The following is a 12,346-nucleotide window of genomic DNA, read 5'->3' as shown; positions in this document are numbered from 1 at the left end:
GAGGAGCGCACTTCGGCTCTACTGTGGGGAGGTGACCGATACACCGCGCGACCCCAACCGGCCGGATCAGTCGTACGAACCGGCCGAGAGCCCGTACGACAATCCCACGGAGAAGATTCCACCCTCGCGCTCCACCTCGGAGACGTCGGCGTCCGACCGCACCGACGCCGCGGGTCCGCCGACCACGGCGTTCGGTGCCCAGCGCTCGGACCGACTGCCGCGAACCGACGACGAACTCGACTTTCCGTACTCGTCGTCGTCCGACGCACGCTCGGCAGACGCACAGCCCACGGAGAAGATGCAGACATATCGACCGTCGGCCTTCGCCGATTCGACGTCCGATCGCCCGTCGACCTCCGAGAGCACGACGTCGAGTGCGTACTCCGATCGCTCCACCGAGTACCTCGGGACCACCGCAGCGGCAGCGCCCGCGGCGGCCGTTGCCCCGGAGCCCGAAGTTCGTACCGAGACCGTCGAGGTTCCCGCACGCCGCGGCAGCACCGACCTCGGTCTGTTCGTCCTCCGTGTCACCATCGGAGCGGTGTTTCTCGGTCACGGACTGCAGAAGCTCGTCGGACTGTGGAACGGCCCCGGCCTCGACGGATTTCAGAACCTGCTGGAGAGCTCGGGATTCCGCTACCCGGAAATTCTCGCGATCGCGGCCGCGGCTGGCGAAACCCTCGGTGGAGCGCTGCTGATCCTGGGTCTGGCGACACCACTGGCGGGCGCGGCCGTGCTGGCCACGATCATCAACGCCTGGTGCTTCAAGCAGGCCGTCGAGCCCGGATTGCAGTTCTCGGGCAGCGGCGGTGTCGAGTACGAGACGGTCCTCGGCTTCGCTGCAGCGGCGATCATTCTCACCGGCCCGGGACGCATCGCGTTCGACGGCCGACGTGGATGGGCCACCCGGCCGCGGATCGGTTCGTTCCTGGCGCTCGTCGTCGGCATCGCCGCAGGCGTGTGCATCTGGATCTTCCTCAACGGGGCCAACCCCGTCGTTCGCTGACCTCTGACAGCCGCCCGACCACGTGAGCGGAAGTTCGTAGCCTGCTACGAAGTTCCGCTCACGTGGTTTTCACCCTCAGGGGACGTAGCGAACGGCACCCTTGTCCGCCGATGTCGCCAGGGCGGCGTAGGCGCGTAGCGCGGTGGTGACCGTGCGCTGGCGATCGACCGGCTGCCACGGCCGCTCGGACGCGTTCATCTTCGCGCGTCGCGTCTCGAGGGTCTCGTCGTCGACGAGGATCTCGAGGGTGCGGGTGGCGACGTCGATTCGGACCTGGTCGCCGTTCTCGACGAGCCCGATCACACCGCCGGCGGCGGCCTCGGGGGAAATGTGTCCGATGGACAGTCCCGAAGTTCCGCCGGAGAAGCGGCCGTCGGTGATCAGTGCGCAGACCTTGCCCAGTCCGGCCCCCTTGAGGAAGGCCGTCGGGTGCAGCATTTCCTGCATGCCCGGGCCGCCCTTGGGGCCCTCGTAGCGGACGACCAGCACGTCACCGGGCCGAATCTTCTTCTGCAGGATGGCCGAGACCGCTTCTTCCTGCGACTCGACGACCAGTGCCGGACCCTGGAAGGAGAACAGGTCCTCGTCGATGCCTGCGGTCTTGAGGATCGCACCGTCGACGGCGATGTTGCCGCGCAGTACCACCAGGCCACCCTCGACCGTGTAGGCATGCTCGAGATCGCGGATGCAGCCGCCTGCGGCGTCCGTGTCGAGCGAGGACCAGCGGTTGCCGGTGGAGAACGGTTCGACGGTGCGGACACCGCCCGGGGCGGCGTGGAACAGCTCGACGGCCTCGGCGGAGGCCTTGCCGGATCGAATGTCCCAGGTGTCGAGCCATTCGTCGAAGCTCTTCGTGTGCACGGTCGAGACATCGGTTTCGAGCAGGTTCGCGCGTCGCAGTTCGCCGAGCAGGGCCGGGATTCCGCCGGCGCGGTGCACGTCCTCCATGTGGTAGTCGGAATTGGGGGAGACCTTCGACAGGCACGGGACCTTGCGGCTGATGGCGTCGATGGAGTCCAGATCGAAGTCGACCTCGCCTTCCTGCGCGGCAGCGAGGGTGTGCAGCACCGTATTGGTGGATCCGCCCATCGCGACGTCGAGAGCCATGGCGTTGCGGAACGCGGCCGGAGTGGCGATGTTGCGGGGGAGGACGGATTCGTCCTCGTCGCGGTAGTACTTCAGCGCTGCCTCGACGATGGTGGTGCCTGCACGTGTGAACAGCGCGCGGCGGGCCGCGTGAGTGGCCAGCGTGGAGCCGTTGCCGGGCAAGGCGAGACCGAGCGCCTCGGTGAGGCAGTTCATCGAGTTGGCCGTGAACATCCCCGAGCACGACCCGCACGTGGGGCACGCGCTGCGCTCGACCTCGTCGAGGCCCGCCTCGGACACGGCGTCGTTGGCGCTGGCGGAGATCGCGGTGATCAGGTCGGTCGGTGCCTGCGCGACGCCGTCGACGACCACCGCCTTGCCTGCCTCCATCGGTCCACCGGAGACGAAGACGGCAGGGATGTTCAGGCGCATCGCGGCATTGAGCATGCCGGGGGTGATCTTGTCGCAGTTCGAGATGCACACCAGCGCGTCGGCGGTGTGGGCGTTGGCCATGTACTCGACGGAGTCGGCGATGATCTCGCGGCTGGGCAGCGAGTACAACATGCCGCCGTGACCCATGGCGATTCCGTCGTCGACGGCGATGGTGTGGAACTCCCGGGGTACGCCGCCTGCAGCTCGTACGGCGTCGGCGACGATCTCGCCCACGTTCTTCAGATGCACGTGGCCGGGGACGAACTGGGTGTACGAGTTCGCGATGGCGACGATGGGTTTTCCGAAGTCCGAATCGGTCATTCCGGTGGCGCGCCACAGCGAGCGTGCGCCCGCGGCGTTGCGTCCGACAGTGGTGACCCGTGAGCGTAGTGGCGGCATAGTGCGTTGTCCTCGTTCGTTGCAGCGGTTTCTCGCACCGAGGAGATTACTCGCCGTCGACTACCGGTCCTTCGGTGCCTGTTCGCCGTCGCCCTCGGTGTCGTCGGCTTCCTCACGGTCCCGATCCTCCGCGGCGGCAGCAGCGGCGGCCGCGGCGTAGGGGTCGGTGATACGACCGCCGCTGGCCGCGGCGAGCTGGGGGAGTAGGTCGAATCGCACGAGCGGTAGGGACTTCTCGCTCTTGTCGGTCAGGACCACTCGCGCCCATCGACGGTCCGGGAAGTGCAGACCCGCCACCGATTCCCACGCGATCACATCCGAACCCACGAACCGTCGCGCCGTGATCGCCTCGGGAGAGACGACCGTGCGCACCCGAAACACCCAGATGCCGGCGACGATGGGCAGGATGAGCAGCCAGCCCATGGCCAGGGGCCAGCTGGCGGCGGTCAGTCCGGTGCCGAAGAGCAACAGGCCGACGCCGAGGAGCGCGAGGCGCGGGACTCGAATGACCTGCGCTGTCGGTGGTTGCGGTCCCTCGGCACCGTTCGGTGACTCGGGTGCGGTGTGGGATGATGGCCGAGGTGGTTCGGACTGCTGCGAAGACGACACCCATTCATCTTCGCATTGCATCTACGCGATCTCACATAATGGGATTGCGTCGTGACGAGTTTGACTCTTCCCTGTGCGCGCGCCTACCGTCGAGCGCGTGAAGCGGAATTGGATACTCGTAATCGGCCGGCGCGTCAACGCCTGAGCCGGTTGTTCAAACTCGCATCGACGCGCCACCCTCGTACAGCTCACGCTGACGGGGGTTTTTTCTTGCCCAGAGATCGCCCAGCAATTTCACATTCCTGAGGAAGCAATCAGTGAGCGCACCAACCGCACGCCCAGGGCCCACGACCCGTAAGTCGGGGACAGCCGCCAGCCCGTCCGCAGACGCAGTGACCAACGGATCGCGACGCCACGTCGCACCGGAGAAGGTCACCGGCGCACAGTCGGTCGTTCGGGCCCTCGAAGAACTCGACGTCGACACCGTATTCGGCATTCCCGGTGGCGCGGTTCTCCCGGTCTACGACCCGCTCTTCGACTCGGTGAAGGTGCGCCACATTCTGGTGCGCCACGAGCAGGGTGCAGGCCACGCCGCGACCGGCTACGCCCAGGCGACCGGCAAGGTCGGCGTCTGCATGGCAACGTCCGGTCCCGGCGCGACCAACCTCGTCACCCCACTCGCCGACGCTCAGATGGATTCGGTTCCCGTCGTCGCGATCACCGGCCAGGTCGCCCGTAGTCTCATCGGGACCGACGGCTTCCAGGAAGCCGACATCTCGGGTATCACGATGCCGATCACCAAGCACAACTTCCTCATCACCGACGGTGCCGACATCCCGCGCATCATGGCCGAGGCGTTCTACATCGCCGCCTCGGGCCGTCCCGGTGCGGTGCTCGTCGACATCCCCAAGGACGTCCTGCAGGCGCAGACCACGTTCTCGTGGCCGCCGGAGATGCGTCTGCCCGGCTACCGTCCGGTCACCAAGCCGCACGGCAAGCAGGTCCGCGAAGCGGCCCGCTACATCGCCGACGCCAAGCAGCCGGTGCTCTACGTCGGTGGCGGCGTCATCAAGGCCGACGCCTCGGCGGAGCTGCTCGAGCTGGCCGAATTGACCGGAATTCCTGTCGTGACCACTCTGATGGCCCGCGGCGCGTTCCCCGACTCGCACAATCTGAACCTCGGCATGCCGGGTATGCACGGCACCGTCGCCGCGGTGGCCGCATTGCAGCGGAGCGATCTGCTGATCACGCTCGGTGCCCGGTTCGACGACCGAGTCACCGGCCAGCTCTCGTCCTTCGCACCGGATGCCAAGGTCATCCACGCCGACATCGATCCGGCCGAGATCGGCAAGAACCGCTACGCCGACGTGCCGATCGTCGGCGACTGCCGTGAGGTCATCACCGAGCTCATCGAGGCACTGCGGGCGGACCGTGCGACCGGAACCACGCTCGATCTCGAGCAGTGGTGGGTCTACCTGAACGGCATCCGCAAGACCTACCCGCTGAGTTACGACCGCCCGTCCGACGGATCGATGTCACCGGAGTTCGTCATCAGCTCGGTCGGCAAGTTCGCCGGCCCCGACGCGATCTACTGCGCCGGCGTCGGTCAGCACCAGATGTGGGCGGCACAGTTCATCAACTACGAGAAGCCGCGTACGTGGCTCAACTCGGGCGGCCTCGGCACGATGGGGTACGCGGTTCCGGCCGCAATGGGTGCCAAGAGGGGCCTCCCCGACGCCGAGGTGTGGGCCATCGACGGCGACGGATGCTTCCAGATGACCAATCAGGAACTCGCGACCTGCGCGGTCGAGGGCATCCCGATCAAGGTCGCACTCATCAACAACGGCAACCTCGGCATGGTTCGCCAGTGGCAGACCCTGTTCTACGAGGAGCGCTACTCCAACACCAATCTCGGTACCCACGGTGCCGTTCGCATCCCCGATTTCGTGAAGCTCGCCGAGGCGCTCGGTTGCGTCGGGCTGCGGTGCGAGCGGGAAGAGGACGTCGACGCGGTGATCGCTCAGGCACGAGCGATCAACGATCGTCCGGTCGTCATCGACTTCATCGTGGGAGCCGACGCACAGGTGTGGCCGATGGTCGCTGCCGGTACCGGCAACGACGAGATCATGGCCGCGCGCGGAATCCGTCCGCTGTTCGACGAGGACGAGACCGTGGGAAGCGAGCCCGGCCTCGACGAGGCCATGGAGCGCGAGCAGGCCCCGCACCCGCAGATCGACGACGTGAAAGGCACCGACAAGTGAGCACGAGCCATACCCTCAGCGTCCTCGTCGAGGACAAGCCAGGTGTGCTGGCCCGCGTCGCCGCGTTGTTCTCGCGCCGTGGTTTCAACATCTCCTCGCTTGCCGTCGGCGGTACCGAGATTCCCGAGATCTCGCGGATGACGATCGTGGTCACCGTCGACGAATTCCCGCTCGAGCAGGTGACCAAGCAGCTCAACAAGCTCATCAACGTCATCAAGATCGTCGAGCAGGACGACGACTCCTCGGTGGCTCGCGAGTTGGTGCTGATCAAGGTCCGCGCCGACGCCAGTGTGCGCAGTGAGGTCATCGAAACGGTGAACCTGTTCCGCGCCAAGGTGATCGACGTGTCTCCCGAGGCCGTGACGGTCGAGGCGACGGGCACCCGCTCGAAGCTCGATGCGTTGCTGAAGATGTTGGACCCCTATGGAATTCGAGAAATAGTTCAGTCGGGAGTCGTTGCCGTCGGACGTGGACCGAAATCGATCACAGCGTCGCGCTGAGCGGCGGACGTGATTTTCAGCGAAATCGAAGAGGAAAGGTTACAAACAGTGGCAGTCGAGATGTTCTACGACGACGATGCTGATCTGTCGATCATCCAGGGCCGCAAGGTCGCTGTGATCGGTTACGGAAGCCAGGGCCACGCGCACTCGCTGAGCCTGCGCGACTCCGGTGTCGATGTGCGCATCGGCCTGGCTGCGGGCTCGAAGTCCCGCGCCAAGGCGGAGGAGCAGGGTCTGAAGGTCGGCACTCCCGCCGAGGTGTCCGAATGGGCCGACGTGATCATGGTGCTCGCACCGGACACCGCGCAGGCCAAGATCTTCTCCGAGGAGATCGAGCCCAATCTGAAGGACGGCGACGCGCTGTTCTTCGGGCACGGACTCAACATCCACTTCGACCTGATCAAGGCACCGGAGTTCGTCACGGTCGGCATGGTCGCACCCAAGGGCCCCGGGCACCTCGTGCGTCGCCAGTTCGTCGACGGCAAGGGCGTTCCCGCTCTCATCGCCATCGACCAGGACCCCAAGGGCGAAGGTCAGGCGCTGGCCCTGTCCTGGGCCAAGGGCATCGGCGGAACGCGCGCAGGTGTCATCAAGACCACGTTCAAGGAAGAGACCGAGACCGACCTCTTCGGCGAGCAGGCCGTGCTGTGCGGCGGCACCGAAGAGCTCGTCAAGACGGGCTTCGAGGTCATGGTCGAGGCCGGATACGCGCCCGAGATGGCGTACTTCGAGGTGCTGCACGAGCTCAAGCTCATCGTCGACCTCATGTACGAGGGCGGCATCGCTCGGATGAACTACTCGGTGTCCGACACCGCGGAGTTCGGTGGCTACCTCTCGGGACCGCGCGTGATCGACGCAGGCACCAAGGAGCGCATGAAGGCGATCCTGGCCGACATCCAGTCGGGTGAGTTCACCCGTCGCCTCGTCGCCAACGTCGAGAACGGCAACACCGAGCTCGAAGGCCTGCGCAAGGCCAACGCCGAGCACCCCATCGAGGTCACCGGCAAGAAGCTGCGCGACCTGATGAGCTGGGTCGATCGCCCGATCACCGAAACGGCCTGATTCTCATCGAATCACGTTCTCACGCATGCTGATCGAAGGGCACCCCTGCATCCGTAGGGGTGCCCTTCGATGCGTGAGGCAGGTGGCGTCACAGTTCGACGTCTCCGGCCTCTAAACTGTTTCTGCTGCACCAGCTCCGACTTTTCACCGACAACAGTCTCGAACCGACATAGGGAGTTCTTCACGTGAGCCAGCCAGGCCGTCCTGTCGTTCTGATCGCCGACAAACTTGCGCCGTCCACCGTCGAGGCATTGGGCGACGGCGTCGAGGTCCGTTGGGTCGACGGCCCGGATCGCCCCGCGCTGCTGGCCGCGGTCCCCGAGGCCGACGCGATCCTGGTGCGTTCCGCGACCACGGTCGACGCAGAGGTTCTCGCCGCCGGAACCAATCTCAAGATCGTCGCCCGCGCAGGCGTCGGCCTGGACAACGTCGACGTACCCGCAGCCACCGAGCGCGGTGTCCTCGTCGTCAACGCCCCGACGTCGAACATTCACACCGCCGCCGAGCATGCGGTGACACTGCTGCTGTCGGCCGCGCGCCAGATCCCCGCTGCCGACGCCACTCTGCGTCAGCACGAGTGGAAGCGCAGCAAGTTCAACGGTGTCGAGATCTTCGGCAAGACCGTCGGTGTCGTCGGACTCGGCCGCATCGGTCAGCTGTTCGCGCAGCGTCTCGCTGCGTTCGAGACCCACATCATCGCCTACGACCCCTACGTCTCGGCTGCGCGTGCCGCCCAGCTCGGCATCGAACTGGTGAGCCTGGACGAGCTGCTCGAGCGCGCCGACATGTTCTCGGTTCACCTCCCGAAGACCCCGGAGACCAAGGGCATCATCGGCAAGGAAGCCCTGGCCAAGACCAAGCCCGGTGTCATCGTCGTCAACGCTGCTCGCGGTGGACTGGTCGACGAGCAGGCACTGGCCGACGCCATCACCAGTGGCCACGTCTTCGCCGCCGGAATCGACGTCTACGCCTCCGAGCCGTGCACCGACAGCCCCCTGTTCGAGCTGCCGCAGGTCGTGGTCACCCCGCACCTCGGCGCGTCGACGACCGAGGCACAGGACCGGGCGGGCACCGATGTCGCCAAGTCGGTTCTGCTCGCTCTCGCAGGCGAATTCGTGCCCGACGCCGTCAACGTCAAGGGTGGCGCCGTGGGCGAGGAGGTGTCGCCGTGGCTCGAGATCGTGCGTAAGCAGGGTGTGCTGCTCGGCGCTCTGTCCACCGAACTTCCCACGTCGCTGTCGGTCGACGTCCGCGGCGAACTCGCCGCCGAGGACGTCGAGATCCTCAAGCTCTCGGCGCTGCGCGGTCTGTTCTCCGCCGTCATCGAGGACTCGGTCACGTTCGTCAACGCCCCGTCGCTCGCCGAGGAGCGTGGCGTCACCGCCGAGGTCACCACCGCGTCCGAGAGCGAGAACCACCGCAGTGTGGTCGACATCCGCGCCGTGTACGGCGACGGCTCGGTGCTCAACGTCGCGGGCACTCTGACCGGCACCACGCAGGTCGAGAAGATCGTCAACATCAACGGCCGCAACTTCGACCTCCGTGCCGAGGGCAAGAACCTCATCGTCAACTACGCGGACCAGCCCGGCAGCCTCGGCCGGATCGGCACCCTGCTCGGCGATGCCGGCATCGACATCCAGGCCGCCGCACTGAGCCAGGACTCCGAGGGCGACGGCGCAACGATTCTGCTGCGCGTCGACAAGGACGTGTCGGAGGAGTTGAGCGCGAGCATCGCGACCGCGGTCGGCGCGTCCACCATCGAACTGGTCGACCTGTCCTGAGCATCGCTCGCAGTCGATCGAACGAAGTCGAAGAATCACGAGGAGTGAGATGAAGCTGGCCGTCATCGCCGGAGACGGTATCGGACCGGAGGTCGTCACCGAGGCGCTCGCCGTGCTCGACGTCGTTGCACCCGGTGCCGAGAAGACCGAGTACGACCTCGGCGCGCGTCGCTACAACGCCACCGGAGAACTGCTGCCGGACTCGGTGTTGGCCGAACTGCGCGAGCACGACGCGATTCTGTTGGGAGCCATCGGTGATCCGTCGGTTCCGAGCGGCGTGCTCGAGCGCGGACTGCTGTTGCGCGCTCGGTTCGAGCTCGATCACCACATCAACCTGCGTCCGGCCAAGCTGTACCCGGGTGTCGTCGGCCCACTCGCCGGTGACAAGGACATCGACGTCGTGGTCGTGCGGGAGGGCACCGAGGGGCCGTACACCGGCAACGGTGGCGCGCTTCGTGTCGGCACCCCGCACGAGGTGGCCACCGAGGTCAGTGTCAACACCCGTTACGGGGTCGAGCGGGTGGTGCGCAACGGTTTCGAGCGGGCTCTGACTCGGCGCAAGCATCTGACGCTGCTGCACAAGACCAATGTGCTCACGTTCGCAGGCAGCCTCTGGGCTCGCACGGTGGACGAGGTCGCGGCCGAGTTCCCGGACGTCGAGGTCGCGTACCAGCACATCGACGCCGCGATGATTCACCTCGTGACCGACCCGGGCCGGTTCGACGTCATCGTCACCGACAATCTGTTCGGAGACATCGTGACGGACCTGTCGGCGGCGGTGACCGGTGGAATCGGTTTGGCCGCAAGCGGAAACATCGATGCGACCGGAACCAATCCGAGTATGTTCGAGCCCGTGCACGGCAGTGCTCCCGACATCGCAGGGCAGCAGAAGGCGGACCCGACGGCCGCGATTCTGTCGGTGTCGTTGTTGCTCGATCATCTGGGCGATGCGGCAGGTGCGGCGCGGGTGGAAGCCGCTGTCGCAGCGGATCTCGCCGAGCGAGGAACCACAACCGCGTCGACGAAGGACATCGGCGCGAGAATCGCAGCGCGTCTGTAGCAGGGCCGTCACGACATGCCACGGTGGGCCGACTGCCCATCGTGGCATGTCGTGTTTCTCGGGCATCCCCGCAGGTCTGGATCAGCCGGCGCTGTCGGAATTCTCGTCGGGAGTCTCGGGACGTGGATCGTCGGGGACGATCGGTACGGAGAGTGCAGGGAAGATCGCCGACACCAGGAATGCGACGGGAAAGCTGACCGTCGCAAGCGCCCCGAAGATCGGCGGTACGGCCGACGCGAACACGTACTGACTCGTGTTCTGCACGCCGAGGGCGCGTCCGCTCCAATACGGTCCCGATATCTCTGCGACAGCAGTGAAGGCAAGGCCGTTCGGTGCAACGGTGGCGACGGACGCGACGACGAGCAGGACGATCGCGGCGGGGGAGTCGAACCAGTCGGCGATGCCGAGCCCCATCATGCTGACGGTGGCGGTGGCCGCAACCCACCGTAGGGGCCGCATGCGGCTACCGACCCGATCGGAGAGCGCTCCGACGCTCATCCGGCCCAGTGCACCGAGGATCTGGGTGACGGTGACGAGGACGCCCGCGGCCGCAGCAGTCCACCCTCGGTCGGTCATCAGCCACACGAGTGCAAATGTCCAGACCACGTACTGCGGAACCACCAACAGAATGGACGTGGCATGAATGCGCCACAGTTGGCTGCTGCCTCGGTACGGATTGTCGAGCAGACCCTGCGCCGCCGCGTCGATACGATTCGGACGGGGAGGGTCGACGACCGCCAGGCACAGCAGGGCGCTCGCAGCGCACACGGCAGCGGGTACGAGTAGTGCCACTCCGACGCCGTGGTCACGGGCGATGGGTGGGATGGTGAGGGCGGCAAGGGCAACGCCCAGGGGCACCGACATCTGCCTGATGCCCATTGCCAGTCCACGGCGATGCGGCGGGAACCATCCCACCACCACGCGTCCGCTGGCGCTGTTCGCACTGGCCGCGGCCATACCGCCGACCAGCAGCAGGACGGCGAGCACCGGGATGGACGTGCTGACCACCGCGCCGAGACTCGCTGCGGCCGTGAGCCCGAGCCCGATCACCAGAACGAGACGTTCACCGATGCGGTCGACGAGCACGCCCCATGCGATGAGGGTCAGCATGATGCCGACGGTGGGCATCGCAACCACGAATCCTGCAGTCGCAAGGCCGAGTCCCCGGTCGTCGTGCAGGGCAGGAATGAGAAATGCAGCACCGTTGATGAAGACGGCGCCCGCAGTCTGCGCGAGCATCCCGAGCACGAGCATGAACCACCGTCGCGTCTCGCCGATGCTGGACAACTGTTTCGTGTCACTCATTCCGGCCTTTCGTCTCAAGATATGGACATACGATCTTGCTATGTGGATCAACGCGAACTTTACACCGGCGAAAGATCGGTGGATCGGACGGCGTCGACGTGCGGAGAACGACGGTCGATAGACTTCCGGCATGCGTCTCGGTCGAATTGCAAGTCCTGATGGTGTGGCATTCGTGAGTATCGAAGGTGAGGGTGACTCGCAGACTGCGAAGGAAATCGCCGAACATCCTTTCGGCACACCCACGTTCACGGGTCGGTCGTGGCCTCTGGCCGACGTGCGACTGCTCGCCCCCATCCTCGCCAGCAAGGTCATCGCCATCGGGAAGAACTACGCCGCGCACGTGGCCGAGATGGGCGGTGAGGCTCCGAAGGACCCCGTGATCTTCATCAAGCCGAACACCTCCATCGTCGGGCCCGGAGCGCCCATCGTGCTGCCACCGTCCTCGAACGAGGTGCACTTCGAGGGTGAACTGGCGATCGTCATCGGCCGCCCGTGCAAGGACGTCCCGGCCTCCAAGGCGTACGAGGTGGTGCTCGGATACACCGTCGCCAACGACGTCTCGGCCCGTGACCACCAGAAGCACGACGGACAGTGGACTCGCGCCAAGGGGCACGACACCTTCTGCCCACTCGGGCCCTGGATCGAGACCTCGCTCGACCCGACCGATCTCGAGATCAAGACCGAGGTCGACGGCGTGGTCAAGCAGCAGAGTCGTACTTCGCTTCTGCTGCACGACATTCCGAAGATCATCGAGTGGGTGTCCGCGGTGATGACACTGCTCCCCGGAGACGTCATTCTCACCGGAACCCCCGAGGGAGTCGGGCCCATCACCGACGGAGACAGCGTGTCGATCACCGTCGAGGGAATCGGTACCCTGACCAACCCCGTCGCAACGAAGAAGTAGG

General features: G+C 66.0%; 10 protein-coding genes. 7 read left to right on the top strand and 3 right to left on the bottom strand.

The features are described 5' to 3' along the window. Positions 1-31: 31 nt before the first annotated feature. Positions 32-1,006 carry a DoxX family protein gene (locus tag CH296_RS24650; protein ID WP_032397754.1) on the top strand — a complete coding sequence of 325 codons (975 nt, stop codon included), beginning with the start codon at positions 32-34 and terminating at the stop codon, positions 1,004-1,006. Positions 1,007-1,081: 75 nt separating this feature from the next. On the opposite strand, the gene ilvD is transcribed toward CH296_RS24650, so the two are convergent. Together ilvD and CH296_RS24640 are read right to left on the bottom strand one after the other, a co-directional pair. Continuing rightward, the gene (gene ilvD / locus CH296_RS24645) at positions 1,082-2,923 is read right to left on the bottom strand and encodes a dihydroxy-acid dehydratase (protein WP_045195643.1); all 1,842 of its coding nucleotides are present in this window, start codon (positions 2,921-2,923) and stop codon (positions 1,082-1,084) included. A gap of 60 nt (positions 2,924-2,983) precedes the next feature. Beyond that, positions 2,984-3,532: a PH domain-containing protein gene (locus tag CH296_RS24640; protein WP_179277809.1), complete on the bottom strand. Its 549-nt coding sequence runs from the start codon at positions 3,530-3,532 to the stop codon at positions 2,984-2,986. 257 nt (positions 3,533-3,789) lie between these two features. On the opposite strand from CH296_RS24640, the gene CH296_RS24635 reads away from it, so the two are divergent. From CH296_RS24635 to CH296_RS24615, 5 genes are all read left to right on the top strand, one after another. Continuing rightward, a complete protein-coding gene (locus tag CH296_RS24635) occupies positions 3,790-5,733 on the top strand; it encodes an acetolactate synthase large subunit (protein ID WP_032397757.1) in 1,944 nt (647 codons plus the stop codon). Continuing rightward, complete coding sequence (gene ilvN, locus CH296_RS24630; RefSeq protein WP_032397758.1) at positions 5,730-6,233, top strand: acetolactate synthase small subunit; 504 nt, start codon at positions 5,730-5,732, stop codon at positions 6,231-6,233. The genes CH296_RS24635 and ilvN overlap by 4 nt, the downstream gene beginning before the upstream one ends. 60 nt (positions 6,234-6,293) lie before the next feature. After that, complete coding sequence (ilvC, locus tag CH296_RS24625) at positions 6,294-7,295, top strand: ketol-acid reductoisomerase (protein WP_170944858.1); 1,002 nt, start codon at positions 6,294-6,296, stop codon at positions 7,293-7,295. Between the two features lie 185 nt (positions 7,296-7,480). After that, entirely contained in the window at positions 7,481-9,076 is a 1,596-nt protein-coding gene (gene serA / locus CH296_RS24620) for a phosphoglycerate dehydrogenase (RefSeq protein WP_032397759.1), read from the top strand. 49 nt (positions 9,077-9,125) lie between these two features. Next, complete coding sequence (locus CH296_RS24615; RefSeq protein WP_032397760.1) at positions 9,126-10,136, top strand: 3-isopropylmalate dehydrogenase; 1,011 nt, start codon at positions 9,126-9,128, stop codon at positions 10,134-10,136. An 81-nt stretch (positions 10,137-10,217) separates the two neighbouring features. Here CH296_RS24615 and CH296_RS24610 read toward each other — a convergent pair whose 3' ends face one another. Then, complete coding sequence (locus CH296_RS24610) at positions 10,218-11,441, bottom strand: MFS transporter (protein WP_218830269.1); 1,224 nt, start codon at positions 11,439-11,441, stop codon at positions 10,218-10,220. Positions 11,442-11,571: 130 nt separating this feature from the next. Between CH296_RS24610 and CH296_RS24605 the strand changes: the two genes are divergently transcribed. Beyond that, positions 11,572-12,345, top strand: a complete 774-nt coding sequence (locus tag CH296_RS24605) for a fumarylacetoacetate hydrolase family protein (RefSeq protein ID WP_094685877.1) — start codon at positions 11,572-11,574, stop codon at positions 12,343-12,345. Position 12,346: the final 1 nt, after the last annotated feature.

It is taken from the genome of Rhodococcus sp. 14-2496-1d (assembly GCF_002259365.1).
In the GTDB taxonomy this organism is placed as follows: Bacteria; Actinomycetota; Actinomycetes; order Mycobacteriales; family Mycobacteriaceae; genus Rhodococcoides.
Note: the sequence above shows the minus strand (reverse complement) of the source record. Positions and strands in the feature narration are given on the sequence as shown.